Origin of the sequence: Acinetobacter sp. YT-02, assembly GCF_002412355.1 — a bacterium.
GTDB lineage: Bacteria > Pseudomonadota > Gammaproteobacteria > Pseudomonadales > Moraxellaceae > Acinetobacter > Acinetobacter towneri.
Map to the genome: position 1 here is coordinate 36,975 of NZ_NOZT01000002.1, position 25,244 is coordinate 62,218.

Annotated in this window: 27 protein-coding genes; 12 read left to right on the plus strand and 15 right to left on the minus strand. The window is 40.9% G+C overall.

The features are described 5' to 3' along the window. Positions 1 to 83 precede the first annotated feature (83 nt). The 4 genes from CF596_RS01155 to CF596_RS01170 all read right to left on the minus strand — a co-directional run bounded on the left by CF596_RS01155 (position 84) and on the right by CF596_RS01170 (position 3,298). Positions 84 to 1,610 (minus strand): aromatic/alkene/methane monooxygenase hydroxylase/oxygenase subunit alpha, encoded by a 1,527-nt coding sequence (locus CF596_RS01155; RefSeq protein ID WP_004971966.1) that lies wholly within the window; start codon positions 1,608 to 1,610, stop codon positions 84 to 86. A gap of 92 nt (positions 1,611 to 1,702) precedes the next feature. Continuing rightward, complete coding sequence (locus CF596_RS01160; RefSeq protein WP_004971969.1) at positions 1,703 to 1,969, minus strand: MmoB/DmpM family protein; 267 nt, start codon at positions 1,967 to 1,969, stop codon at positions 1,703 to 1,705. Between the two features lie 11 nt (positions 1,970 to 1,980). Then, positions 1,981 to 2,985 carry an aromatic/alkene monooxygenase hydroxylase subunit beta gene (locus CF596_RS01165; protein WP_004971970.1) on the minus strand — a complete coding sequence of 335 codons (1,005 nt, stop codon included), beginning with the start codon at positions 2,983 to 2,985 and terminating at the stop codon, positions 1,981 to 1,983. Positions 2,986 to 3,004: 19 nt separating this feature from the next. Then, positions 3,005 to 3,298, minus strand: coding sequence for a phenol hydroxylase subunit (locus CF596_RS01170; protein WP_004971972.1), 294 nt, complete (start codon positions 3,296 to 3,298; stop codon positions 3,005 to 3,007). A gap of 417 nt (positions 3,299 to 3,715) precedes the next feature. Between CF596_RS01170 and mobR the strand changes: the two genes are divergently transcribed. Beyond that, positions 3,716 to 5,389: a phenol degradation transcriptional regulator MobR gene (gene mobR / locus CF596_RS01175; protein WP_096900960.1), complete on the plus strand. Its 1,674-nt coding sequence runs from the start codon at positions 3,716 to 3,718 to the stop codon at positions 5,387 to 5,389. 60 nt (positions 5,390 to 5,449) lie between these two features. Here mobR and CF596_RS01180 read toward each other — a convergent pair whose 3' ends face one another. The 5 genes from CF596_RS01180 to CF596_RS01200 all read right to left on the minus strand — a co-directional run bounded on the left by CF596_RS01180 (position 5,450) and on the right by CF596_RS01200 (position 8,300). Continuing rightward, positions 5,450 to 5,869, minus strand: coding sequence for a DsrE family protein (locus tag CF596_RS01180; RefSeq protein ID WP_096900961.1), 420 nt, complete (start codon positions 5,867 to 5,869; stop codon positions 5,450 to 5,452). Between the two features lie 258 nt (positions 5,870 to 6,127). Beyond that, positions 6,128 to 6,625, minus strand: coding sequence for a DUF2505 family protein (locus CF596_RS01185; RefSeq protein WP_004971978.1), 498 nt, complete (start codon positions 6,623 to 6,625; stop codon positions 6,128 to 6,130). Between the two features lie 165 nt (positions 6,626 to 6,790). Beyond that, positions 6,791 to 7,075 carry a hypothetical protein gene (locus tag CF596_RS01190; RefSeq protein WP_096900962.1) on the minus strand — a complete coding sequence of 95 codons (285 nt, stop codon included), beginning with the start codon at positions 7,073 to 7,075 and terminating at the stop codon, positions 6,791 to 6,793. Between the two features lie 12 nt (positions 7,076 to 7,087). Continuing rightward, the gene (gene pnuC, locus CF596_RS01195) at positions 7,088 to 7,666 is read right to left on the minus strand and encodes a nicotinamide riboside transporter PnuC (RefSeq protein ID WP_004971981.1); all 579 of its coding nucleotides are present in this window, start codon (positions 7,664 to 7,666) and stop codon (positions 7,088 to 7,090) included. A 157-nt stretch (positions 7,667 to 7,823) separates the two neighbouring features. Continuing rightward, positions 7,824 to 8,300 carry a hypothetical protein gene (locus CF596_RS01200; protein ID WP_096900963.1) on the minus strand — a complete coding sequence of 159 codons (477 nt, stop codon included), beginning with the start codon at positions 8,298 to 8,300 and terminating at the stop codon, positions 7,824 to 7,826. Between the two features lie 281 nt (positions 8,301 to 8,581). On the opposite strand from CF596_RS01200, the gene CF596_RS01205 reads away from it, so the two are divergent. Beyond that, complete coding sequence (locus CF596_RS01205) at positions 8,582 to 9,049, plus strand: GNAT family N-acetyltransferase (protein WP_096900964.1); 468 nt, start codon at positions 8,582 to 8,584, stop codon at positions 9,047 to 9,049. Between the two features lie 101 nt (positions 9,050 to 9,150). Here the strand turns inward: CF596_RS01205 and cysN are convergent, their stop codons facing one another. Both cysN and cysD read right to left on the minus strand, forming a co-directional pair. Next, a complete protein-coding gene (gene cysN, locus CF596_RS01210) occupies positions 9,151 to 10,767 on the minus strand; it encodes a sulfate adenylyltransferase subunit CysN (RefSeq protein ID WP_096900965.1) in 1,617 nt (538 codons plus the stop codon). 144 nt (positions 10,768 to 10,911) lie between these two features. Beyond that, positions 10,912 to 11,820 (minus strand): sulfate adenylyltransferase subunit CysD, encoded by a 909-nt coding sequence (gene cysD / locus CF596_RS01215; protein ID WP_026438300.1) that lies wholly within the window; start codon positions 11,818 to 11,820, stop codon positions 10,912 to 10,914. Between the two features lie 354 nt (positions 11,821 to 12,174). On the opposite strand from cysD, the gene CF596_RS01220 reads away from it, so the two are divergent. The 3 genes from CF596_RS01220 (at position 12,175) to CF596_RS01230 (ending at position 13,418) form a co-directional block, all read left to right on the plus strand. Next, positions 12,175 to 12,705 (plus strand): hypothetical protein, encoded by a 531-nt coding sequence (locus CF596_RS01220; protein ID WP_096900966.1) that lies wholly within the window; start codon positions 12,175 to 12,177, stop codon positions 12,703 to 12,705. 126 nt (positions 12,706 to 12,831) lie between these two features. Continuing rightward, positions 12,832 to 13,140, plus strand: coding sequence for a type II toxin-antitoxin system RelE/ParE family toxin (locus CF596_RS01225; protein WP_096900967.1), 309 nt, complete (start codon positions 12,832 to 12,834; stop codon positions 13,138 to 13,140). After that, a complete protein-coding gene (locus tag CF596_RS01230; RefSeq protein WP_004971994.1) occupies positions 13,137 to 13,418 on the plus strand; it encodes a HigA family addiction module antitoxin in 282 nt (93 codons plus the stop codon). Before CF596_RS01225 ends, CF596_RS01230 begins: the two co-directional genes overlap by 4 nt. A 73-nt stretch (positions 13,419 to 13,491) precedes the next feature. Here CF596_RS01230 and lysS read toward each other — a convergent pair whose 3' ends face one another. Next, entirely contained in the window at positions 13,492 to 15,018 is a 1,527-nt protein-coding gene (gene lysS, locus CF596_RS01235; protein ID WP_096900968.1) for a lysine--tRNA ligase, read from the minus strand. Between the two features lie 316 nt (positions 15,019 to 15,334). On the opposite strand from lysS, the gene CF596_RS01240 reads away from it, so the two are divergent. Beyond that, a complete protein-coding gene (locus tag CF596_RS01240; protein WP_026438299.1) occupies positions 15,335 to 15,841 on the plus strand; it encodes a YqiA/YcfP family alpha/beta fold hydrolase in 507 nt (168 codons plus the stop codon). Between the two features lie 110 nt (positions 15,842 to 15,951). On the opposite strand, the gene CF596_RS01245 is transcribed toward CF596_RS01240, so the two are convergent. Further along, the gene (locus CF596_RS01245; RefSeq protein ID WP_004972003.1) at positions 15,952 to 16,494 is read right to left on the minus strand and encodes an adenine phosphoribosyltransferase; all 543 of its coding nucleotides are present in this window, start codon (positions 16,492 to 16,494) and stop codon (positions 15,952 to 15,954) included. A 484-nt stretch (positions 16,495 to 16,978) separates the two neighbouring features. Here CF596_RS01245 and rubA point away from each other — a divergent pair, with 484 nt between their 5' ends. From rubA to CF596_RS01270, 5 genes are all read left to right on the plus strand, one after another. Continuing rightward, on the plus strand, positions 16,979 to 17,143 hold the full coding sequence (rubA, locus tag CF596_RS01250; RefSeq protein WP_004972007.1) for a rubredoxin RubA: 165 nt from the start codon (positions 16,979 to 16,981) through the stop codon (positions 17,141 to 17,143). 72 nt (positions 17,144 to 17,215) lie between these two features. Beyond that, positions 17,216 to 18,394, plus strand: coding sequence for an FAD-dependent oxidoreductase (locus tag CF596_RS01255; RefSeq protein ID WP_096900969.1), 1,179 nt, complete (start codon positions 17,216 to 17,218; stop codon positions 18,392 to 18,394). Between the two features lie 56 nt (positions 18,395 to 18,450). Further along, positions 18,451 to 19,389: an alpha/beta hydrolase gene (locus tag CF596_RS01260; RefSeq protein WP_096900970.1), complete on the plus strand. Its 939-nt coding sequence runs from the start codon at positions 18,451 to 18,453 to the stop codon at positions 19,387 to 19,389. Positions 19,390 to 19,402: 13 nt separating this feature from the next. Continuing rightward, a complete protein-coding gene (gene oxyR, locus CF596_RS01265) occupies positions 19,403 to 20,308 on the plus strand; it encodes a LysR family transcriptional regulator OxyR (RefSeq protein WP_096900971.1) in 906 nt (301 codons plus the stop codon). A gap of 365 nt (positions 20,309 to 20,673) precedes the next feature. Beyond that, on the plus strand, positions 20,674 to 21,309 hold the full coding sequence (locus CF596_RS01270; protein ID WP_096900972.1) for a LuxR C-terminal-related transcriptional regulator: 636 nt from the start codon (positions 20,674 to 20,676) through the stop codon (positions 21,307 to 21,309). Between the two features lie 110 nt (positions 21,310 to 21,419). Here the strand turns inward: CF596_RS01270 and ppk1 are convergent, their stop codons facing one another. After that, the gene (gene ppk1, locus CF596_RS01275) at positions 21,420 to 23,501 is read right to left on the minus strand and encodes a polyphosphate kinase 1 (protein ID WP_096900973.1); all 2,082 of its coding nucleotides are present in this window, start codon (positions 23,499 to 23,501) and stop codon (positions 21,420 to 21,422) included. Between the two features lie 133 nt (positions 23,502 to 23,634). Then, positions 23,635 to 24,309 (minus strand): monofunctional biosynthetic peptidoglycan transglycosylase, encoded by a 675-nt coding sequence (gene mtgA, locus CF596_RS01280; protein WP_004972019.1) that lies wholly within the window; start codon positions 24,307 to 24,309, stop codon positions 23,635 to 23,637. 76 nt (positions 24,310 to 24,385) lie between these two features. Between mtgA and CF596_RS01285 the strand changes: the two genes are divergently transcribed. Then, positions 24,386 to 25,201, plus strand: coding sequence for a rhomboid family intramembrane serine protease (locus CF596_RS01285; protein ID WP_096900974.1), 816 nt, complete (start codon positions 24,386 to 24,388; stop codon positions 25,199 to 25,201). Positions 25,202 to 25,244: the final 43 nt, after the last annotated feature.

Here is a 25,244-nt window from a genome sequence, read left to right on the forward strand (position 1 = left end):
AATGACTCAAACCGAAATCCTTTTAAATTTGAATCTTGAAATAACTTAAATTTTAGATATTTACTTTAGATAGTGAATGAGCGTTAAGCCGCATCACCTTTCCATTTTTTCCAGCGTTGCTGGTCTGGTGAACCTTCAATATCCAAGTTGTCTGCACCGACATTGAAGCGATAATATTCGCGCAGCATGTTTTCCAAATCTAAGCCACCACAGTTGCCTTGTAGAATTTGGTTCACTGGCAACCATGCCTGCACATATTTTTCAGGTTCACGTTCAAAAATATCGTGACAACCATCTGAACAGGTGTGGTAACGCTCGCCTTTATAAACAGACTCACGATACGTAAACATGGTCGGATCGCCATCCATTTCGGTGAAAGTCATTGGCACTTGGCAAATTTGGCACAATTGCGGTAAGCCTGCGCTATAGAAACGCTTGCCTTCTGCTTCCATCTTGCGTGCTAACTCCCACTTTGGACGGTAGTATTTGTCAAAGGTGTCTGGATATTTTTCAGATAACCAATCCATTTCCTGATCGGTTGGAATCCAAGTATGGAAACCTGCTGCATGACCGAAGTTATAGAAAATCCACCACGCTTGATGCGACACGTGTTCTTTTTCTTTGGTAATTACTTCTGAATATTTCGGCATACGAATACCGTAACGGCTCAAGTCTTTAAATAACGCACCGCCCGCTTCTTCAAAGTAGGTTTCCCACGCTTCTTTCCACGACATCACTTTGTTTGGCAGCATGTAGTCCATCATCATGCCAACTATAGATAACAGACGAGTCCCACGCCAGAACCACTTATCAATCCATTCCTGTACGATTGGCACGTTATCTTCGTGTTGTTCTAACAAGAATTTCACGATTTCTAGACCTAAAGTCATGTGACGTGCTTCATCGGACTGTGCACTAAAACCAAAGGTGACCGTTGCCATATCGCCATTGTGTGCTGCACCTGACATGAACGGTACGAACAACAAGTTGGTCAATACATATTCAAAGGCAAAGCTAATGGCTAACAAGAACTCAAACGGCCCTGCTGAACGCGCATCTTCAAAGAAAGATTTTGGTACAGACAAGTACCAAACGCGGTCATGCATGTGCGACCAATCCTGAAAACCATCAAAGAATTTGTTGTAATGGCTCATGGCATGAATTTGCGTCTGCACGTGACGTAATTCATCAATCGACTGCATTTGTGATGCGATACGTGCACCTACACCACTGAACTGACGCCCTACATGTGCATAACCTTGGAATGCCTGATATTCAAGCGGAGTTACCGCAGTTAAAAACAGTTTGATGGCATTCAAATAACGCTCATTGGTCACGTTCATTTGACCGTTGTTTTGTGCAAAAGCATCAAAAATGGCGTAAAGTTTTTTCTCTTTTTCTGCCTGATACTTCCAGTAAGCATCCATGGTTAAACGGAATGGATCTTCCCATTTAGACCAGTCTGTAATTTTAATGCCTTCAAATTCTTCGTATGGAAAGGCTTCTTTGCGGTCTGCATAAGAAAAGTCCCAATCCAAGTCACGAGTAAGTGCGCGATAACGGTCTTTGGCATTCAGTTTTTTTGCTGGGGTTTTAACTTGTGAATTCATGCTCATCATCCTTAAATTTTTTAGCGGCAATCTATGCAGCAATATGTTCTGGCGGCACTGTACTCAAATTGGCTCAGTGCACATCCTTATTCCTAGTTCCAGTGCAAACGGAAACTGTCATCATCTTCTTCGACGTTGCCGCCCAACGTAATCATGTTGAGTTGTAAAGACTGAATATCCCAATCTTGTCCAAGTTTTTCAGATACCGTTTCTGCTTTAACAATCAGACCTGTTTCACTTTCTACCCGAATCATGGCTGGCAGATATTGAATCGTGGCATCTGGGTTGTCTTCTTCAATCGCTTCAATGATGTAGCGCGACGTGTCATTGTCCTGTAATGCGAGATAAACCTTAGACATGCTGCTTCTCCTTAAGCCTGCAAAATTTGTTCGAGTTCGATGCCAATTTTTTTACTGCGTTCCAGCAGTTTTTGTTCTGCAATGTCGACTGCATCTGCAGACAACGCCTCAGCTGCCCACGCTGCAAATGCCGCTTTCACTTCAGGTAAATATTCGGCTAACCACTGGCTCAACAATTGTTTGTTATGTGCAGATTCTGCAGCTGCGGTTTTAAATACGCTGTCTGACCATTTGCGTAAATCTGCCATGGCTTCCTGCATAAATTCCATCAGCATCGCCAAGTCACGTGCTTGATGCTGTGCCAACCATTGATCAAATTGGGTGTAAACCAATTCGCTCATAAAGCTGTCAATCACCAAGTTTTGTAATAAAAACAGTTTGAAATAGTCCTGCTCGATCAAACTGGTTTCACACAACTTGCGCAGTCCTTGCCATGCTTCATCCTGCATCCATGCTTGTTTGGCTGGAATTAAAGATTCGCCCGTGTTGCCATCGAGTGCCAAACCAACCCGTGAGATGTACTGCGCCATCCCTAAACGATCCATCGCAGCATAAATACAGGCTTGGGTCAGCACCGTGCCATAACCATAAGCACTGCCCGACATCATGTGTAAATTGGCAGTCTGTTCGATATGACGAAACGGCAAAAACAAGGCAATCACTTTGGCTTTGACATCTTCAGAAATATGCTCTGCCAACTGACGCTTTTCAAAAAAGCTAAAGTTACTTTCGGCAATGTCCTGCAAACGCGCACGATGCTGCACATAAGTTCCGTAATAAAACTGACGCGGGTCTTTAAATGCGTACCAATCCTGCATTTCAATTGCAGTATGGGTTTTATCATTTAAGGTTTTTTCAGGTTTCCACAGCGGACGATAGTGAAAGTTGGTTTCCGCCTGAATATCAAAACTGACTTCCTGATAACGGGTGGCTGGCTTGTTGCCAAAACGACGCTCAATATAGGCATAGTTTTGACGAATTGGCTCAATACCCGCTGTTTTAATTTCTAAAGTCATCGCTTATCTCCTTAAGCATTCAGTGTTGATCTTCATGATCAATGTTGTATCGCTGTGCACCGACTAAAGTGTCGTGTTCAATGCCGTAACGCCATTTGTCTTCTTCAGCATCATTCACGGCTTGCTGTTGTTCGCTCATTTCCACCACTTGATTGGTTGCGCAGAACTCGCGGAATGCTTGCTGCGGTAACACCAACTCCACATATAAAGTGGGATCGTGAATGGCAAAGTCGAACTCGACAAATGCGGCATTAATATCGCCCGTTACCCGAATATATTTGGTTAAGGGCAATGCGCCTGTTGCATCCTTCATATTGTTCTCCTACAAGATCTGATTCATTCAGAACTTGCTTCAGTTGCTTCATGCATCTGTTGCTTACTTTTACTATTACAACAAGCGTGCCAACTTTATAAAAACATTGAAAAACAGCAACTTAAAAAATCTGAGTGTTTTTATAAGAATTTGGATTTCATGATTTGATGAATTTTGATGTTTAAAAAATTTAAGATTTCATGATTTGATGAAATACAGCCCGTACAGATACAAAAATTTACCCTTGGGCTTTATGCAATTCGCTTATGATAAAGACGGAATAAAAACAACAAAAACATATAGATACAACTAAATACCTTTAAGGTTTGGCATGATGCTGTTTAGGTATTATTGAATATTCACGAATTTGCATAAGATGGCTAAACAGCCTCGAATTTAATGGATTAAACACGGCGCATGGTACGAGTAAAATACGACAGCAGCGGCAAATATGCAGGTCATCCTCAGGAAATTCACGACCTGCTTTCCAAACTACATTTTGACACTGAGCGTGGACAAATCTGGTTTGATGAATATCGCATGTTGCTGATGCATACCAGCATCATGGGCTATTTGCGTAAAGACCTTGTCAATATGATTGGAATGGAACGCACCAAACGCTTTTTTATTCGTTTGGGCTATCAGGCAGGTCTGAAAGATGCAGAAGTCACTACTAAAATGCGCCCAGGTTTAATTGAAGAACAGGCTTTTATGGCAGGGCCGCAAATGCACGGTATTCGTGGCATGGTGCAAGTTTCTGCCAATCAATTGATTTTAAATCAAAAGAAAAAACAGTTTTATGCAGACTTAAACTGGCATAACTCTTTTGAAGCCGATGTGCATGTTGAGCAATTTGGACTGAGTCACGAACCTTCCTGCTGGATGCTGCTGGGCTATGCTTGCGGTTACAGCAGTTTTGCCACAGGCATGACCATTATTTATCAGGAAGTGGAATGTAAAGCCTGCGGGCGTGAGCATTGCCGTATTATTGGTAAACAACTCAGTGAATGGGAAAATGCCGATGAGCTGATTCAGTTCATGTCGCCTGAACCGATGGAACAGGAACTCATTGCACTGCAAGCCGAATTGTATGAACTGAAAAAGTCGATTTATGCCACCAGTAAAAATGACTACAGCATGTTCAGCTCAGTCGGACAATCGGCGGCTTATCAGCGGGTGTGTGACTTACTCAAAAAAGCCGCAGGTGCCAAAGTTTCCATTTTGCTGCAAGGTGAAACAGGGGTCGGGAAAGAAGCCTTTGCCCGTGGTGTGCATGAACTGAGTCAGCGTAAAGAACATGCTTTTGTTGCGGTCAACTGCGCGGCAATTCCACCTGAACTGATTGAATCTGAACTGTTTGGTGTTGAAAAAGGTGCATTTACAGGTGCACATCAATCACGCTTAGGTAAATTTGAACGCGCCCATGGCGGTACTATTTTTTTAGATGAAGTGATTGAACTTTCGCCACGCGCTCAAGCGGCTTTGCTGCGTGTGCTACAAGAAGGTGAAGTGGAACGCGTTGGAGATTCGCAAACCCGTCATATTGATGTTCGCGTGATTGCTGCAACCAATGAAGATTTAGAACAAGCGGTTAAAGCAGGTCGTTTCCGTGCCGATTTATATTACCGTTTAAACATTTTTCCTGTGCAGATTCCACCGCTGCGTGAACGCCGTGAAGATTTACCATTATTGGTTGCACATTTCTTAAAACGCTTTGAAAAAATGTATGACAAACAAATTCAAGGCGTCAGTGAAAAAGCCACTGACTTTATGCAAAGTTATGCGTGGCCTGGCAATATTCGTGAACTGGAAAACCTGCTCGAACGTGCGGTACTACTGACGGAAGATCAACAACTGATTAAACTGAATGCCCTGTTTCCGCAAATGCACAGCGACCATACTGTAGATGAGCAAGACAGCGTAGATTTAGACACGCTTTTAACCGAAGGTTTTGATTTAGAACAGCATGAGCAACAACTGATTATCACCGCGATGCAAAAAGCCAAACACAATGTATCTGAAGCGGCACGCTTATTGGGAATTTCCCGCGCTGCACTGGATTATCGTTTAAAAAAATACGCCATGCGCTAGAAATTCCGCAATAAAAAAGCCCTGTTTTTCAACAAGGCTTTTGCATTTCAAGCAGCCGAATTACCAGCTCAGTGTCTGAGTGCCTGGACGGAAAATTGCTTCACCCATAGCATCTGGATTGGCATATTTCAGACCTTTCATTAAGTCACCTTCAACAACACCGTACTGCTCCATACACATTTTGCAGATATACACATCACCACCTTTGGCGATAATACTTTTCAGCATGTTCTGATGCTCTGCATATTTATGTTCAAAGCGGTTAGATGCCAACATTACGCCTTGATCGACCAAATAAATCGTCAGTGGATGACCTTTGCCAAATTGGTTATTGCTCATGCCAATTGCCATTTTGGTGCGGTGCGCATCACTGCTGGTAAGCAAGACAAAAAGTGGATCTTTTTTGCTCTCTGCCATTGCTGGAGATAGACTGGCCAAGGTCAGCAAAACCGATAAACATAACAACTGAATCAATTTCATGGCAGAACTCACACTCAATTTAAATCTGGTCAAAATATTAGCATAATAAATATACTATATTTAAATAATAAATTAAGACGATAGTCTGTATGCAATAAAGCCAAGCACTAAACTTTTTCAAAAATCAAAAATTGATCACTGTAAAATGACCCCAGCATCAACAATCACAATTCAATACGTCCAAAAAACAAAGCGCCACCGAAAACGGCAGCGCCAAGCATGTATTTAAGAGCAATCTTTTCTAGTAGAAATGAAGGGTTAAGCCGCTAAATTTTTCTTAAGCTCATCTTCCACAATCCCAATTTCCAACTCACTGAAACGACGGATTTCCCCTTCTGCATGTTTTTCCAACATGCCGCCAATCAATGGCACTTTAACCTTAATTGTCCAGTTTAATTGAATATCAATTTTTTCATGGTTGCCTGTCACACTACGCTCGCCTTTAGCTTCTAAAGGCAAGTTTGCACCAAGCTCCACGGTAGAAGTAAGCGCCGTTAAATGGGTCACATCATTGCGTTTTAAACGAAATGCATCTTTTAATAATTTTTTAGCCATATCTGGAATATTCACATCTAAATTATAAGCACGGCGTAAAGTGTAAATATCACCGTTCTTTTTAGATTCTAAAATTTCCAAATTTTCACCAGGAATACGCTTGCAGACTGCTTCATGCAAAGCAACATCTGCCACTAAACGCTTAAATTCGTCAATTGAAACGCCATGAATGGTGGCGTTTACAGTAAATTGATGAGCCATTTGAGTTCCTTTTATTTTGTTTATTGATGGAGTAGGTCTAGCATCATCGTGCAATATAATTTGGCTGATGCTCAACGGGTATAAGCTGTTTTATATCCTAAATACAACTTTATTTTCAGGCTATTAAAATGTTTTTTCCGCCTGCTGTCATTGACTCTATTTTGTCTATTCTGTGTGAATGATGCCAAATTCAGCGGCATAGGTTTCATGGCTATAAATAGTTAAATAATGCCCATAAAATTCAATTTTGGCATAAAAATGTTCTGCGCCATCATCTAGTCCTGTGGAACACCATGTCGTCCCTTTGGGGAAATCATCTAACCACTGGGCTTGGTAAAAATCTGCAATCGAATCAAACTGTAAATAACGCTCAGGATACGCTAAAATATCCAATGCCAATAAATCAAATTGTTTAAGCTGCGCCTGTTTAAAATCAATTAAATTGCTCATCGCTACACGCCATCACACCGCAGAATGTGCCGCATGTTGTTGTCGGATTTTATGCCATTCACGCCAGCCCAAATAAGCAAGAACCACAAAACCTGCATATAACACAGCCGTTAACAGCAACTCTTTGTAAATAAACATGCCGATATACACCAGATCGACCACAATCCATAACACCCATGTAGCCAAGTATTTACGACTGGTCCAATAGGTTGCTAATAGACTCATAGCTGCCAGTTGTGCATCCAATAAAGGCAGTGAAGCCTGCGTCCACCACTTTAAACTTAGCCCAAACAGTAAACCCAGTATGCTACTCAGTGCAATTTGCAGCCACATTTTAGAGAGTGGCAAGCTTTGAATGATGATATGTTGTTTTTGCTGCTGTGCAGTTTTCCACTGGAAAAAACCATAAACAGCCATGCCCATAAATAGGGTTTGTAATACCGTTTCGCCATACAATTGATATTCAAAGAACAAATAGGCATACAGCAAACAGGCAATAAAATTCACCACCCAGCAAGCTATATGTCGCTTAATGGTTAAGGTCACGCCTAAAACACTAATCAACACAGCAATGATTTCTAAAACTGACATTGATGCTGCCTATGTAAAAGAAAAAGGCATGATACCTCTTTTCGGGAAAATAGCGCAAAACTCAACATTTAACCAAACACTTTACTGACAAGAAGATGCTGCAATTAATTTTCAAGAAACCTCTGTAAAATCATAAACAGAAAATCAGGCATGAAAATCAATCTGTTTGAAACTGCTCTGAATTATTGTATTTATGCTCTTGCCCAAAGCGGTCTACATGGGTAATAAAAACTCCGTATTTGCCGACAAAATATTCAAGGGATTGCTCGTAAAAACTCCAGTAAATTGACCACTCCCCCAAGTCTAACTGACGAATTTGCGTATGTGCTTTGGCAGGCATTTTATTCAGCACTTCTTGTTGAATAGTTTCGGCATCTTCAGGGTTACGACTAGATACTTTTAAGCTTAAAAATATTTCTGCGATATCATCAAATAATTGCTGTTCGTATTCGGCAACTTCTTCCACCACCTCACGAACAGGGCGCGGTGTTTTGTGGGTAATCGGGTCTTGGACAATATTGGCAATATCTTGACAGCTTTGCTGAAAAGTACGATTAATTTTTATTTTGAACCAGACTTTCCAGACTGCATATACGGCAATCAACAACAAAATCCATAACAATAGTTTTGCCATCTTGGTCTTCGCTCTTATTTCAGGCGTTTCAATAAAGTATAACCATTTCAGGGCTTAGCGTCTATTCGCTGCTGCACGCTTCAACGCTTATGCTTTAACAGATGATTCCATCCATGCATCGCTAAAAAGTGCAATGCTCAATTACACAATGATACCGATTGCCTTAAAAATAGGACTTGTGCTGCAGTATAACGCAGTAAAACACAACAATTTTCTGCTATTTCTTTAAACACTTTTCGCTTCCAATAGAGCCTTGTTTTTATCTATCACCCTAAGCCTAGATGATTAGAGCTGCACAAATTCAAGATGTCGCCAATTTGGTTGCGGTATTACACGCCAGTATTCGCTCTTGTATTCAAGATCATCAACGCAATGAAGCCAAAATTCAGGCATGGCTAGAAAATAAAAGCTATGAAAATATTTTAATGCTGCTGCATTACAACAATTGTTGGGTCTATGTCTTACAGCATATGGTGGTTGGCTTTATTATGATGAGTGATCGCGGGCAAATTTTAAAACATGCCATTGCCCCCGAAGTACAACAACGCGGTATTGGTCAAGCCTTGTTATTTGAAGCAATAAGCGATTTAAAGCGCAAAAATGTATCGCACATGAGTGTATTTAGCACACAGACTGCTTTAAGTTTTTATGAAAAAAATGGCTTTGAAATACAACCTCAAAAAATTAGCTATGGGCACTTCACACCCATGCTCAAACATCTCAATGGCGAACCCTTAGAACACACTTAAAAAACAAACTTTCCAATATAGTGAACGCACATAAAAAAACCGCTTTCAGGTGAAAGCGGTTTTTTGGGGATGTGGATTCGATTTTATAAACGAATCTAATTTTATAAGCGAACTAGGGCAATAATTTTTTCTGCCAGTTCTTCTGTAGCTGTCGCAGTCAACTCTGCATCTGCACCACTGTTTACATCACTAATGACCACAATGCCCGTTTCGCGGAGTAATGCAACCTGCGCAGCATCTAAACCTGCTTTGGCAATGGCAACAATACCCTGCTGAATCAGCAAGCTTTCAAGTGCTTGTGCCTGTTCAAGTGCTTGGCTTGGTACACATACCGCTGCAGGTTTTTGACCCAAACGTGCAGCACGGTCTTCGGCTGTTACAGGTGTACTGTGTGCAGTCCATTCTACGCAAGCTTCAACCATACCTGCGCCAATGGTCACGTTATTTAAACGATCAATGAAAATAAACGAACCCGTATAACGACTGTCTTGATAACGGTCAAATACCACAGGCGCATCAAATTCGATGGTGACATTGGCAATTGCATTCAGTTCAAGCTGTTCAACCTGCACCTGTTCCAAAGTATTCACATTGGTACGGTAATGAATGGCTGTGACTTTTGCAGGCACAGTTTGTGTACCCACTTTTAAGTTATACAGCTTGCCAATAGATAGTGGCTGATCAGCCATCCACACCACAGTGGCATTTACAGCACGTGAAATTTCAGGACGCACTTGATCTTCACGCACCAACACATTACCACGTGAAATATCAATTTCATCGTTCAGTGTTAGGGTAACTGCTTGACCTGCAATTGCATGTTCAAGATTGCCATCAAAAGTCACAATCTCTTTTACTGTCGAGCTTTTACCCGATGGCAATGCCACAATGCGGTCACCCACATGAATATCGCCCAATGCAATCGTGCCGCAGAAACCACGGAAGTCAAGGTTTGGACGGTTGACATACTGCACAGGGAAACGGAAATCATTTTGAGCCGAGTTACGGTTAATTTCTACCGACTCCAATGTTCCCATTAAAGTATCGCCTGTGTACCAAGGGGTATGCTCAGACTTGTTCACCACGTTATCGCCATTTAAGGCAGAAATTGGCGTGAAAATAATATTCGATGGTTTACGATCACCCAGTTGATTCACAAAGTTCGCATATTCCGTCTGAATTTCGTTAAATCGTGCTTCTGAATAATCCACCAAATCCATTTTATTGATGGCAACCACAATATTGTTAATGCCCAATAAACTAGAAATAAAAGTATGACGACGGGTCTGAGTTTGTACGCCATAACGCGCATCAATCAAAATAATCGCCAAGTCACAAGTCGATGCACCTGTTGCCATGTTACGTGTATATTGCTCATGCCCAGGTGTATCGGCAATGATGAACTTACGCTTTTCAGTAGAAAAATAACGATAAGCCACATCAATGGTAATGCCCTGCTCACGCTCGGCTTGCAAACCATCGACCAATAAAGCTAAATCAGGTGCATCGCCCGTAGTGCCGACTTTTTTCGAGTCACGAGTCACGGCTTGTAATTGATCTTCATAAATCAATTTTGAGTCATACAACAAACGACCAATTAATGTCGATTTACCATCGTCTACGTTACCGCAAGTTAAAAAGCGCAGTAGATCTTTGTTTTCGTGCTGTTTTAAATACGCCAAAATATCTTGGCTAATTAAATTCGATTGATGAGACATTGCTCAAAGCTCCACATATTTTTTAGAAATCGGTTTTTTAATCTTTAATCCCTCTAAATCTCCCTTTTATAAAGGGAGGCTTTGCTCCGCTTTTTATAAGTCCCTCTTTATAAAGAGGGGTTTGGGGAGATTTTTCAGGAGAGATTAGAAGTAACCTTCTTGCTTTTTCTTTTCCATCGAGCCAGCTTCATCGTGGTCAATCATACGACCCTGACGCTCTGAACTGGTTGCCAATAGCATTTCCTGAATAATTTCAGGCAAGGTATTCGCTTCTGATTCGACTGCACCCGTAAGTGGATAACAACCTAAAGTACGGAAGCGTACCGATTTCATTTGTGGAACTTCACCTTCTAGCAACGGCATGCGTTCGTCATCGACCATAATTAAAGTGCCGCTACGCTCAACGACAGGACGTTCTGCAGCCAAATACAACGGTACTAATGGAATACTTTCGAGGTAAATGTATTGCCAAATATCCAATTCAGTCCAGTTAGACAATGGGAACACACGAATACTTTCGCCTTTATTGACCTTGCCATTATACAAATTCCACAATTCAGGACGCTGATTTTTCGGGTCCCAACGATGTTTTGCATCACGGAAAGAATAAACACGTTCTTTGGCACGTGATTTTTCCTCATCACGACGCGCGCCACCAAATGCCGCATCAAAACCGTATTTATCTAAAGCTTGTTTTAAGCCTTGGGTTTTCATGATGTCGGTATATTTAGAACTGCCATGATCGAATGGGTTAATGTTGGCATCTACCCCTTCTTTATTTTGATGAACAATCAAGTCAAAACCGTGCTGTTTTGCCATGTTGTCACGGAAAGTGATCATGTCTTTGAATTTCCAGCCTGTATCCACATGTAACAGTGGAAATGGCAGTTTCGCTGGATAGAATGCTTTTAAAGCCAAATGCAACATTACCGCTGAATCTTTACCAATCGAATACAACATGACTGGATTTTCAAACTCGGCTGCAACTTCACGGATAATATGAATACTCTCAGCTTCAAGCTGTTTAAGATGAGTAAGTCTTTCCTGATTTATTGACATTGATCACACCAGATGTACTTAAACTTGTGTACGAATAACACAGATAGAATTTGATTTTCATTATAGTGACTTAGTTATGCAGACTATTGCTTGTTTTATTATATTTATATGCAAAAAGCTCATATAAAAGAAAACCAATAAGCAGTATAAGTTTTATTTAATCAATAGTTTATTCCATCATATATTGAAATTTAACGTCATTCTCGCTACGTTTGATACATACAAATCGCGCTTACAAGCTGCTCATTTTTGAATAACTTCATAGATTATTCATCTAATTCAGTGCTTCAAGCATGAACAAAAAATGCTTAAAGTAAAAACATATTTTTTTATTTTTAAGATGCTCCCATGCCACAGATTGAACAGATCAAATCCAAACTTGAACAGGCGCAGCTGGCTGGTTTTTTGTATCAGCACAGCCCTGAGCTACTCGTCCTACAAGAGCCTTTAAACGATGATGCTTCAATGCTGAATGTTTTTGTGCAACATGAACTCAGTGCAGATCAGATTGGGCTGCAATTTGGTTTGCGTTGCCGTGATCAACAACTCTCCTTTTTAATAGGCGTGACGCATAGCAATCAAGACCGCAGCTATGAAATTGGTGCGGGCAATTTAAAGGCCGAACAAAAAGCCTTTAACTTAATGTATGCATTTTATAATTATCCTAAAGGTTTTTATTTGGTAGATGTGCCTTTAAATGCAACCACGGCAGAACTGCATCAAGCGATTGAAACGCAATTATTTTCGCAAGAAAAACTGGATTTCTTAAACACTGCTATTAAAACCAACCCCATGGGTACACAAGTAACTTGGATGAAAGCGCATATTTTGCAGCAAGCTTTAGAGATGAAAGTACGGATTCAAACGGCGTTGTTATAAGCATCATCACTTTAAGTTTCTGCGGATTACGCAAGATGCACTTAAACCCCGCCAAAACTGGTTGATTGATTAAACTCGAAATTATCGTATACTGTACATATACACAATACACTTGGATACTAAGGCTTGATTAAGAGTTTTAAACATAAAGGTCTTCAGGCTTTTTTCCAAACTGGTTCAACAGCAGGTATTCAAGCAGCGCATTCTACAAAATTACGTTTAATACTTGCAGCACTACATGCTGCATCTACGGTGAATGATTTGCGAACTCCACCCAATTGGCGTTTACATAAATTGAGTGGAAATCTACAAGATCAATGGTCACTAACAGTAAATGGTAATTGGCGTGTAATTTTTAAATTTGAAGATGGTGATGTCTACATTGTAGATTATTTGGATTATCACATAGCTTCTAGCGCAGGAGTACAAAGATGAATATGATGTTTAATGCACCTCATCCGGGCGAAATGTTGCGCGAATATATTGGTGAAACTTCTGTGACTGAAGTGGCTCAAGCACTTGGAGTGACACGTGCAAACCTATCTCGCATTTTGAATGGTCATACTGGAATTTCTGCAGATATGGCGATTCGTTTGAGTGAAGCCTTAGAAACCTCACCAGAGTTTTGGTTGAATTTACAAATGCAGCATGATTTATGGCTTGCCAGTCAACGCCAGCGACCTATGATCAAAAAATTGGTGGCAAGTGTTTAACTTTAAGTTACAACAAAAAAACAACCTGCATTTCTGCAGGTTGTTTTTTATGTCGTCAACGATGCGCTAAAACTTAGTTTTTATGACGCATGTGTGGGAATAAAATCACATCACGGATACTCGCAGCGTTGGCAAACAACATTACCAAACGGTCAATCCCGATGCCCTCACCTGCAGTTGGTGGTAAGCCGTATTCCAAAGCTTCAACAAAGTCTGCATCGTAATGCATCGCTTCATCATCGCCTGCGTCTTTTTCTGCAACCTGTGCTTGGAAACGCTCAGCTTGGTCAATCGGGTCATTTAATTCTGAGAAACCATTCGCCAATTCACGACCACCAATAAAGAACTCAAAACGGTCAGTAATGTGTGGGTTATCGTCATTACGACGTGCCAAAGGCGACGTTTCTGCAGGATATTCTGTAATGAAAGTCGGCTGACGTAATTGAGTTTCTACGGTTTCTTCAAACACGATGGTTTGTAGTTTGCCCAAACCAAAACCAGGCTTCACCTGTTCTTTCAATTCTTCCTGCACAAATTTAGCCAAGAAATCACGGTCATTAACATTTTCTGGCGTGAATTGTGGATTATGCTCAAGAATGGCATCAAACATAGAAATTTTCTTGAATGGGCCTTTGAAGCTATACACTTCATCGCCATACGGCACATCGGTAGTACCCAAAATATCCAAAGCCAGTTTTTCTAGCATTTGCTCAGTCAATGCCATCAAATCTTTATAGTCGGCATAAGCTTGGTAGAATTCGATCATGGTAAATTCAGGGTTATGACGTGTAGACACCCCTTCATTACGGAAGTTACGGTTAATTTCAAACACACGTTCAAAACCGCCAACCACTAAACGCTTTAAATATAATTCAGGCGCAATACGCAAGAATAACGGCATATCTAAAGCATTATGATGCGTTTCAAATGGACGTGCCGATGCACCGCCAGGAATCACATGCATCATTGGCGTTTCAACTTCCATAAAACGCTGTTCAGTTAAAAATGCACGAATACCCGAAACCACTTTGGCACGAATTTCAAAGGTTTTACGGGTGTCTTCATTTACGATTAAGTCTAAATAACGCTTACGATATTTCGCTTCGGTATCGCTTAAACCATGATATTTGTCTGGTAATGGACGTAAAGATTTGGTCAACAATTCAAAATGTTGAATATGAACATATAAATCGCCTTTGCCTGAACGACCAATATAGCCTTTCACTGCGATAATATCGCCCAAATCTAGGCTCTTGATCGTCTCTAATGTTTCAGCACTAAGTTCTTTACGCGCCACATACAACTGAATACGACCTGTCATGTCTTGAATTACGATGAATGAACCGCGGTTCAACATCACACGACCTGCTACAGACACATACACTTTTTCGCCTGCTTCAATTTCTTCTTTAGAAACTTCTGCGAATTGTGCCTGCAAATCTTCTGCGTAGTTTTCACGCTTAAACGTATTTGGCCAAGGGCTAGTTCCCTTCGCCTGCGCTTGTTCTTGAATTTGCTTTAACTTGGCATGACGCTGCGCAATTAAATCGTTTTCGGAAATAGTGGGTTCAGAAGTCGATTGAGCGTTATGTTGCGTCATCTCTGCCTCGAATAATTACTAAAAAAAGAAGTTCAATAGAATAGCAGATTTAGACACGATTTCGTATGCCTTCTCTGACTCGAGCAATTTATTTTTTAAATTGCCACTTGCTTTTGTGATTTTTTGTAGACTTAGACCAAAAGCTAACTTCTTTCTCAGGCTAAGCGCACTACAATATTGTTCAGAAAATAGATGAAAAAGACCGTATTTTGCTGTTTTTAAACCTGCTGATGTATCAGTCTAAATATTTTATTTTCTATCCACTTTATCTTTAGGCTCAGTTTGACTCAAGATGTTTAACTTTGTGAATCTGGCAATGAATACATGTGCTTTAAAAGTCTTGTTTTTACATGGATTAGATTCCTCGCGGGAGTCGACTAAATTCCATGCCATAGATGCAAAACAAAAATTTTGTATCAATGTCGATTATCGCAACTTAAATTATCAAACTGTTGCCGATTTTTATCACAATATCATTCAAAAAATTAAGCCTGAAATTTTGGTGGGACATAGTCTAGGCGGCTATTGGGCACTCAAAATGTCTTTGTCGCACCATATTCCGTGTGTGGTGGCAAATCCAAGTTTAGCTCCCACGTTTCGCAATGACTATCCTGCAATTTCAGATGATGACTTGCAGCACGATATTCCACAATTGGCTTATTTAGAATTGGGCGATGAAATTTTGGATATGCATGCCGCGCAAGCATTTTTAGAAAACTATATGCAGACCTCTACTTTTGAGTCTGGGCATCATCGCTTATTGCATCCAGAAAATATTAATTCTTGTATTCAGCAAATCGAACAAGCTTATCTTGCCAAATAAAGTCAAAGCTATCCATTAAAAATAATCAATTAAACATCACCCATTAAAAAAGCCTGATCACAACTATGGAGATCAGGCTTTTTTACAGCAGTTACAATAACTTAAAAGGATTAAGCCACTGCTTGTTCTGGTTTAGATTTATTGTCCAATACGGACCAAATATCTAAACCTAAATTTTTGTGTAAATCTGGTAAGTCTAGGAAAATGCTTGCACCTAAAACTTGATGATTACATTTTTCAGCCAATTGTTTCACTGCTTTTAAAGTGCCACCTGTCGCCAATACATCATCTACAATAATGACTTTTTGCGCTTGCACATCGGCAGCCATTTCTAAACGGTCTAAACCGTATTCTAAGCTATAACCCACACCCACAACTGGTGGTGGCAATTTACCTGCTTTACGCACAAGTACCAAACCTTTGCCTGTACGCTGTGCCAAAAGGCTCGCCAATACAAAACCACGTGCTTCTACTGCAATAAAGCTTTCAACTTCAGCTAATTTTTCTGCAGGAATGCTGGCAATTAAAGCATCTGTTAATGAATCCAAATTATTCATAAACAAAGGCGTTAAATCATAAAAATCTACGCCTGGTTTTGGAAAATGAGGAACTGTACGAATATGCGACCACAAAAAAGTAGACAAATTGCTCATGGAAGATCAGAAATGTGACTAAAGAATGGTTGAATTTTACCGTTTATTTTCACATAAGGCTAGTGATCGAATCGGCAAGACTGCCATCAATCACGCATCAAAACACTACAAGGTTTTGATTTTTATAAACTTTAATATACTTAAAAATATTAATATATATTTATTCCATAATAAAATAGCAAAAATATAAGACTTTTACTGTACGACCAAGGTCTTAAATGGCATTTAAACGCATAAAAACGTGATTTTTCCTGCAGCCATTCTCTCATTACAATGCCGTATCTATATCAAAAGAGGTCTTTTCTGCGCGGTTATGTCCCATGCAGCTATTCATTCTATAAAAGCACAGATTAAAATCGCTTATTTACTTTACTTTAGCCGTATAACTGCGTAAAAATTTAATCAAATAGATATATCATACAACTAGTCGTAGATAAGTTTTTTGCTGATCTGGAAATTTAAAGATCGGTTTATGGAGAATTGAATGAAAAAGTATCAATGCATCGTTTGTGGATGGATTTATGACGAAGCAGAAGGCTGGCCTCAAGATGGTATTGTGGCAGGTACATTATGGGAAGATATTCCTGATGACTGGACTTGCCCAGACTGCGGCGTTTCAAAAGCTGATTTTGAAATGATTGAAGTTTAAGACCACGAAAAGACCATGTCCGATGGTCTTTTTTTAACGCCAATTTCTATGCCCTCATTTGGAGTACACCTTATGCATCCTATCGTTATTATTGGTTCAGGCATGGCAGGTTATACTGTTGCACGCGAGTTTCGTAAGCTAAATGCAGAACAAGAGTTAGTCATGATTTGTGCAGATGATGCTGCCAATTATGCCAAACCAACTTTATCTAACGCATTGGCGGGCAATAAAGCCCCTGCTCAAATTGCATTGGGCGATGCAGCTAAAATGGCAAGCCAACTCAATATGCGTATTGAAACCCACACTTGGGTTAAAGCAATTGATGCAGAAGCGCATGTACTTGAATTAGAAAAAGAGGGTGTAAGCAGCCAACAACCTTATTCTAAATTGGTTTTGGCAGTGGGTGCGAATCCTGTACGTTTAGCCATTGCGGGCGATGGCAGTGATGACATTCATGTGGTAAATAATTTAAGTGATTACACCGCATTTCGCCAACAGCTTGAACAACGTCAAGACAAACGTGTGGTGATTTTAGGTGCAGGTTTAATTGGTTGTGAATTTGCCAATGACTTGCAGCAAACAGGACACCAAGTCACGGTGATTGACCTTGCACCACAACCACTAGGTCGTTTATTGCCGGATTATGTAGCCAGTGCTTTTAAACAAAACCTAGAAGAAACGGGTATCCATTTTGTATTGGGTACAACCGTTGAAAAAGTTTCGAAAATTAAAAATGACGACTATTTAGTGACCATTACCAGTGGTCAGTCTTTAATTGCCGATGTGGTACTGTCTGCCATTGGTTTACAACCAAACATTGCTTTGGCTAAAACAGCAGGCATCGAAACCAGTCGTGGGGTCTTAACCAATGCGCAACTTGAAACCAGCCAAGCTGATATCTATGCAGTAGGTGACTGTGCGGAAGTGAATGGTATTTTATTGCCGTATGTGATGCCAATCATGCAGCAAGCACGTGCCTTAGCCAAAACCTTAAATGGTGAAACTACTCAGGTACACTACCCTGCCATGCCTGTTGCAGTGAAAACACCTGCTGCACCACTGACCGTTTTACCTGCGCCACTAGGGGTAGATGTCAACTGGCATACCGAAGAATTTGACGATGGCATGATTGCCAGAGCCTATGACCAAACCGATACCTTACGTGGCTTTGTCCTATTAGGCGCAACAGCGGCCAAACAACGCTTGAGTTTGACCAAATTAGTGCCAGACTTATTGCCTGTATCGGAATAAAATAAAAACAATAAAGGGCGATTGATTTCGCCCTTGCCTGACATGAGGATCACAACATGAATAGTGCACTTCAGTTCACCACATCGCCCTATACGGCATTTATGCACGAAACCAAAGTCGATTTAGGCAACGGAATTCAGCTGCATATCGAAGTGGGCGGCAAAACTGAAGATCCACCTATTTTGCTGATTATGGGTTTAGGCGCACAAATGTTGTACTGGCCCGATTTCTTTTGTAAATCACTGATTGATCAGGGCTATCGTGTCATTCGCTATGACAACCGCGATATTGGTTTGTCATCCAAAATTCGCCACAAAGGCCCGCGTCTGAACACCTATAAAATGATGGGACGTTTTAGCTTAGGTCTGCAAAACCACGGTGCACCTTATAACTTATTTGATATGGCGGATGATGCTGCATTGCTATTAGAGCGCTTAGGCATTGAAAAGACCGAAGTGATTGGTGCTTCTATGGGCGGCATGATTGCCCAAATTTTGGCTGCCAAATATGCAGATCGCGTGAATAATTTAGGCTTATTATTTACCAGTAATAACCAGCCTTTTTTACCACCACCATTTCCGAAACAACTGTTCAGTTTGCTAGAAAGACCAAAATCGCAAGATGAAAATGGCATTGTTGATCATAGTTTAAAACTCTTTAAGGTGATAGGCTCACCAGGCTATGTGAATCAACTCGAAGCGATGCAAACTGCACGCAAATTATATCAGCGAAGTTATTACCCTGCGGGTGTACTTCAACAGTTTTTAGCAATATTATGTACAGGCTCGTTGCTACAACTGGACAAACAAATTCAGCAACCTACCCTTGTGGTACATGGTTCGCAAGATCGTTTGCTCCCACCAGGGCATGGTAAGGCTGTTGCGAAAGCGATTCCGGGCGCTAAGTTTGAATTAATCAAAGGAATGGGGCATGATATTCCTCCACACTTTATTCCTCATCTTAGCGAACTGTTTGCTCACCACTTTAAATCATAATCATTAGGACACTATGGCTGCATTACCATCTTTAAGACAGCTGTCATACCTCGTTACACTGTCTGAAACGTTACATTTTACAGAAGCGGCTCGCCGTTCTTTTGTAACTCAGTCGACTTTGTCTGGCGGGATCATGGAACTGGAGCGCCTGCTTGGCGGCGTACTGGTAGAACGTGATCGACAGAATGTACGTTTAACCCCATTGGGTGAACAAGTCGTAGCACGCGCCCGTGTTCTGTTAGCAGATGCACAGGACTTAATGCGTTTAAGCCGTGAAATGAGTGAGCCTCTCACAGGTGATTTACACTTAGGCGTGATTCCAACCATTGCCCCATTTATTTTGGCGCAACTGTTAGATGAAGTGCATAAGCAGCTACCTAAAATTCAATTGCATTTACACGAAGCGCAAAGTGAAAAAATTGTCGAAAAACTGGAACACGGCAATTTAGATATGGTGGTGTTAGCCCTGCCATTCGATACGCGTGGTTTGAAAGTGGCTGAAATTTCTAAAGAAGATTTGTTCTTGGTTTATCACAAGGGCGATCAAAAATCGGCGCAGGCCAATTCTTTAGATGATTTGGATTTATCGCGTTTAATGCTGCTTGAAGAAGGTCATTGCTTACGTGATCACACTTTAAGTGCTTGCCCGATTGGTGAACGCAAAAACGATCATCGTTTAAAAGCCAGCTCTTTGCCGACCTTGGTTGAAATGGTGTCTGCAAATTTAGGCTTTACCCTATTGCCTGAAATTGCAATTCATAATGCCATGATCAAATCGAATCCAGATTTACAGATCAAAAGTATTGAGGCTGCACCAAGCCGTACTTTGGCTTTAGTGACGCGTAAAAGCACGCCATTACAAAGTGAATTTGACGTTTTGCTGCAGATTTTACAGAAAATCACTCAAAACGCAGTCTAAATTTAGACACACGATCCAACATTTCATTAAGGAGCCAACATGGCTCCTTTTTTATTTTTCGTTCAAAAATGCGTATTGTTTTTGCAGTTCACTATGATTTAAGTGACTTATAAATATGAACAAGTTTTTAAAATGTGAGATTCATCACAAATTCAACAATTCACTCTTACCACTGAACGAAAGAACAGGATCGAGTTACATTACTCACATTTTCAACACATTTCAAAAAAACATATTCAGCAACAATTACTTATATTTACCCTTTTTATATAAAAATCACTATATTTAAGGATATTCAGTTACAGCAATATCACGCACAATCTATTTATCAAAATTATTTATAGAACAGCACAGGAGTATTTGTCATGATTCACAGAGATCTCGTTTTACCTGTGCCTGTTCTGCTGATTGATGATCAGGTAGAAGCATCACAAAATTTAAGCCACATTTTACAAAATTTTGGCTACCCTAAAGAGGTTCTACTTTGCAGCCCATCGCTCGCAAATGCAGTGCTGATGGTGCAGCAACATTTGCCTAATTTGGTATTTATCAATTTACAGTCTTGGTCAAAAGCTCAAATTGATTTTATCCAAAATCTCAAACTTTTCCGTAAAGATACCTTAATTGTGGCGGTGCTGCCTTCAAGTATGCCAAAACAATTGCTACAAGCTATTCATTTAGGCATTTCAGCCTATGTCTTTAGCGACCAATCTGCAACAGGCATGCAAAACCAGATTCGCACCATTTTACGTGGCGGCTCACCGCTAGACGGCAACTTAGCCAATGAAATCTTAGCCTGCGAACAATCCATTGTCGCACATGGTCATTCTTTGGCACTCTCTAAAACTGAACATGAAATATTGGCGCTTTCAGGACAAGGTTTACCTTCACAACAAGTTGCTGCCAACCTGAATGCTTCAGAACAACTGGTGCATGGTTATGTGAAAAGTATTTATCGCAAAATTATGAATGCGGATGATGCGATGTGCTGTTTTTCTTAAATTATTGATCAATAAATATCAATCAAAAATATAAGTCTTAAATAAATATTAGAAACAAAAAAAGAGCGATGTCTGGCATCGCTCTTTTTACCTGTTATAAATGTTTGAAACTAAACAATACTATCGGTCAGGATACGCTGCGCATTGTGTGGTTCTTCACCCTCAGCTGCTTTTACACGCACCCAAGTTCCATCACCCTGCAACAGCCACGCCTGTTGATTGTCTTGCATGTAGGTCAATAAACCTTGCTCATAAATACGCTTTTTCAAAGCTGGATCTTCAATTGGGAAACACGCTTCAACGCGGTTAAATAAGTTACGATCCATCCAGTCAGCACTTGAACAATAAATACGTGGATTGCCATTATTAGAGAAATAATAGACACGGGTATGTTCAAGGAAACGTCCGACAATCGAACGCACACGGATATTTTCCGATAAGCCCGGCAAACCTGGGCGCAAGCAGCAAATTGAACGGATGATGAGATCAATTTGCACACCCGCCTGAGACGCCTCGTACAATTTATTGATCAATTGCATTTCAGTCAGTGCATTCACTTTCACAATAATTTGTGCGGGCTTACCTGCTTTAGCATTGGCAATTTCTTCATCAATATAATTCACCAACTGTGCGTGCAGGGTAAATGGTGCATGCAACAACTTTTTCAGTTTTGCCATTTTACCCATGCCTGTTAGCTCTTGGAAAATACGATGCACATCTTCACACAGCTCTTTGTCTGTGGTCAGTAAACCATAGTCGGTATAAATACGCGCATTGCCTGCGTGGTAGTTACCTGTGCCTAAATGTACATAACGCACCAATTTATTATTTTCACGGCGCACCACCAAAATCATTTTGGCGTGGGTTTTATACCCCACAATACCGTACACAACCACAGCGCCCGCTTCTTGCAACACGTTAGCCACAGCAATGTTAGATTCTTCATCAAAACGTGCACGCAGTTCAATCACCGCAGTCACTTCTTTACCGTTTCGTGCAGCCTCTGCAAGCACTTGTACAATTTCAGAATCTGCGCCACTACGATATAAAGTTTGTTTGATTGCCAAGACTTGTGGATCACGTGCAGCTTCACGCAGCAAGTTAATCACGGGTGCAAAAGATTCAAACGGATGGTGTAATAAAATGTCTTGCTTTTGCATCGCTGAAAAAATATTTTCAGACTTTTTTAACACCTTTGGAATGGCGGGTGTATGTGAATCATAACGTAAATGTGGACGTTTAAAATTAGACAATAAACGCGCCAAGTTCACTGGGCCATCTACTTTATAAAGTTGTTCTTCTTCAAGATCGAACTCATCTAGCAAATAATCATAAATGGCTTTCGGGCAGTTGTGCGTTACTTCTAAACGTACCGCACGACCAAAACGGCGTGAGTTTAATTCGCCTTTTAGGGCTTTGGCCAAGTCTTCTACATCTTCATTTAAGGCCAAATCTGCATTACGGGTCACACGGAATTGATAGCATCCAGTCGCAGTCATGCCCGGGAATAAGTCAGACACATGCTCATGAATAATTGCTGAAAGCATGACGTGGTGCTCTTTACCGCCTGTAAGTTCATCGGGTAAACGAACTACACGTGGTAATGAACGTGGTGCAGGAACAACCGCCAAATCAATTTGACGACCAAAAGCATCTTTCCCTTCTAAAGTCACAATAAAATTCAGACTTTTATTGACCAAACGTGGAAATGGATGTGCAGGGTCTAGGCTAATTGGGGTTAATACAGGGGCAACTTGCTCTTGGAAATATTTTTTCACCCATGCCGATTGTGCAGGGGTTAATTCACCACGACGTAAGAAACAAATGTCTTCTTCACGTAATTTTGGCAAAATTTCCTGATTTAAAATACGGTACTGGCGTTCAATAGCAGCATGTGCTGTTTTAGAAATTTGATCTAACACCTGCTTAGGGGTTAAACCATCTGGACTACGGCTTTCATTGCCCAAGTCCAATTGTTCCATCATGCCCGCAACACGAATTTCAAAAAACTCATCCAAGTTACGTGAAAAAATCAGCAGGAAGTTCATGCGTTCCAACAAAGGATGCAACGGATCGACAGCTTGCTCAAGCACGCGCAAATGGAAATCTAAAATAGACAGTTCGCGGTTAATGTAGCGATCATTATATGTATATTCTGTTTGCGCAGGAGTCGCGCCTGTTGCCGTATTCATACCCACCTATGCTTTTTTAAAATGTTTGGCACTGCTACAAGTATGCTTCAATTTTGTGACATTTTCATAAAAAAAGCCTAAAAAATTAGGCTTTGTGGATATTTTCACATTTTATAGTTTGTTTTCGCTCAATTTAGGGAATTTCCGCATAACGCATATAGCGCTGCACCATCTGTTTACGGGCTTTTAATGCCCCCGCATTACGATGTTCCTGAAAATATTTTGGATTAGTTAAAATCGCAGCCAAGAAAATCGCTTGGTCACGGCTTAAACTTTTTGCACTTTTGCCAAAATAATGCTGTGCCGCAGCTTCGGCACCATAAATATTATCGCCAAATTCTACCGAGTTGAGATAGACTTCTAAAATGCGCTGCTTTGACCACATGCGTTCCATCATCCATGTCGCCACAACTTCTTGGCCTTTACGCAAAAAAGATCGCTTATTGTATAAAAACAAATTCTTGGCGAGCTGCTGAGAAATTGTAGAACCACCTGCAACAACCTTGCCTTCATCTTTGTTCCGTTCCAGCGCAGTTTGAATACCTTCCCAGTCAAAGCCATGATGTTGCATAAATTTGCCATCTTCGGCAGTCACCACAGCTCGCTTTAAATTATCACTGAGTTGGTCATAGTCGCGCCATTGATGTTGTATAGGCTTACTCGGTTCAGCCCAATAATCCAAACGCATCATCATGGTCGATTGCACAGGCTGCGTACGCCACCACACCAAGCTGCTAAAAATCCATAATTGAACCAAAAGCACCACACTGACAAGAATTAACAAAGTTCGTATAAAAAAAGCTTTCATCTTGGTGCATGGCTCCTGAAGCGTTATTTTTTCGTGTTAAGCTTAGATTGATCACTACGACACAATATTCAAATATATGTCCCAACATCCCCCAAACCTGCGCAACAATAAAGTTGAAATTCACCTGTGGTGGATTACCGCAGCCCTGATTGCAATAAACGTGGCTTTGTTTGCATGGCAAGTGCTCAACGGCATGAACATTAGCAATCCTAGCCCGCAAGATGCAATACGCTGGGGTGCTGATTATGCACCTTTAACCTTTTTGGCGGAACCCATTCGCCTGTTCAGCAGCATGTTTTTTCATTTCGGTTTAGTACATTTAATGTTAAATATGTGGGCCTTGTATATTTTTGGCAGCGTCAGTGAACAGTTGTTTGGGCGTGTCTATTTTATAGTGTTATATGTTTGCGCAGGTTTGATGGGTAGCCTGCTTAGTGGCTATGTCAGCATTCAAGACAGCTATACCCTGCTCGAACAAGGTGTCGCTAATCCAAAGCTGTTACCTAGCGTGGGTGCAGGTGCATCGGGTGCAGTGATGGGACTTGGAGCTGCACTGACGGTATTGGCGTTATTGCCCCAATTACCTCGCCAAAAATTTCTGTTGGATGGCAAGACTTTGGTGATGGTGATGGCACTGAACTTAGGTATGGGCTTTATGATCAGTGGCATTAATAATGCTGCACATATTGGCGGCATGCTCATGGGCGCAGCCATGACAATCATTTGGTACCTTGGACAACGCAGCAAACACAGTAACTTAGTGAACAGTTTTGCGATGCTCCTTGCACCATTGGGTTGTGCTGCATTTTACTGGTATTGCCATAAACTGCTTGCTCCAATTCAACCCCTTTGGCAAGAACTGCTTAGCATGATGCAACGCAGTCTGGGTTGAACAATCAACCTTTACAGCAAGTAAAACAACATCAACTAGAGAT

Coding starts and splice junctions, on each gene's coding strand:
- CF596_RS01185 (WP_004971978.1), bottom strand. CDS start 6,625: ATGGCTCATCAATTTACTGTAAACGCCACCATTCATGGCGTTTCAATT.
- CF596_RS01285 (WP_096900974.1), top strand. CDS start 24,386: ATGTCCCAACATCCCCCAAACCTGCGCAACAATAAAGTTGAAATTCAC.
- CF596_RS01165 (WP_004971970.1), bottom strand. CDS start 2,985: ATGACTTTAGAAATTAAAACAGCGGGTATTGAGCCAATTCGTCAAAAC.
- CF596_RS01245 (WP_004972003.1), bottom strand. CDS start 16,494: ATGAGCAATTTGTCTACTTTTTTGTGGTCGCATATTCGTACAGTTCCT.
- rubA (WP_004972007.1), top strand. CDS start 16,979: ATGAAAAAGTATCAATGCATCGTTTGTGGATGGATTTATGACGAAGCA.
- CF596_RS01240 (WP_026438299.1), top strand. CDS start 15,335: ATGAATACATGTGCTTTAAAAGTCTTGTTTTTACATGGATTAGATTCC.
- CF596_RS01160 (WP_004971969.1), bottom strand. CDS start 1,969: ATGTCTAAGGTTTATCTCGCATTACAGGACAATGACACGTCGCGCTAC.
- mobR (WP_096900960.1), top strand. CDS start 3,716: ATGGTACGAGTAAAATACGACAGCAGCGGCAAATATGCAGGTCATCCT.
- CF596_RS01200 (WP_096900963.1), bottom strand. CDS start 8,300: ATGGCAAAACTATTGTTATGGATTTTGTTGTTGATTGCCGTATATGCA.
- cysN (WP_096900965.1), bottom strand. CDS start 10,767: ATGTCTCATCAATCGAATTTAATTAGCCAAGATATTTTGGCGTATTTA.
- CF596_RS01260 (WP_096900970.1), top strand. CDS start 18,451: ATGAATAGTGCACTTCAGTTCACCACATCGCCCTATACGGCATTTATG.
- CF596_RS01230 (WP_004971994.1), top strand. CDS start 13,137: ATGAATATGATGTTTAATGCACCTCATCCGGGCGAAATGTTGCGCGAA.
- pnuC (WP_004971981.1), bottom strand. CDS start 7,666: ATGTCAGTTTTAGAAATCATTGCTGTGTTGATTAGTGTTTTAGGCGTG.
- ppk1 (WP_096900973.1), bottom strand. CDS start 23,501: ATGAATACGGCAACAGGCGCGACTCCTGCGCAAACAGAATATACATAT.
- lysS (WP_096900968.1), bottom strand. CDS start 15,018: ATGACGCAACATAACGCTCAATCGACTTCTGAACCCACTATTTCCGAA.
- CF596_RS01180 (WP_096900961.1), bottom strand. CDS start 5,869: ATGAAATTGATTCAGTTGTTATGTTTATCGGTTTTGCTGACCTTGGCC.
- CF596_RS01255 (WP_096900969.1), top strand. CDS start 17,216: ATGCATCCTATCGTTATTATTGGTTCAGGCATGGCAGGTTATACTGTT.
- CF596_RS01220 (WP_096900966.1), top strand. CDS start 12,175: ATGCCACAGATTGAACAGATCAAATCCAAACTTGAACAGGCGCAGCTG.
- CF596_RS01155 (WP_004971966.1), bottom strand. CDS start 1,610: ATGAATTCACAAGTTAAAACCCCAGCAAAAAAACTGAATGCCAAAGAC.
- oxyR (WP_096900971.1), top strand. CDS start 19,403: ATGGCTGCATTACCATCTTTAAGACAGCTGTCATACCTCGTTACACTG.
- CF596_RS01170 (WP_004971972.1), bottom strand. CDS start 3,298: ATGAAGGATGCAACAGGCGCATTGCCCTTAACCAAATATATTCGGGTA.
- CF596_RS01190 (WP_096900962.1), bottom strand. CDS start 7,075: ATGAGCAATTTAATTGATTTTAAACAGGCGCAGCTTAAACAATTTGAT.
- CF596_RS01205 (WP_096900964.1), top strand. CDS start 8,582: ATGATTAGAGCTGCACAAATTCAAGATGTCGCCAATTTGGTTGCGGTA.
- mtgA (WP_004972019.1), bottom strand. CDS start 24,309: ATGAAAGCTTTTTTTATACGAACTTTGTTAATTCTTGTCAGTGTGGTG.
- CF596_RS01270 (WP_096900972.1), top strand. CDS start 20,674: ATGATTCACAGAGATCTCGTTTTACCTGTGCCTGTTCTGCTGATTGAT.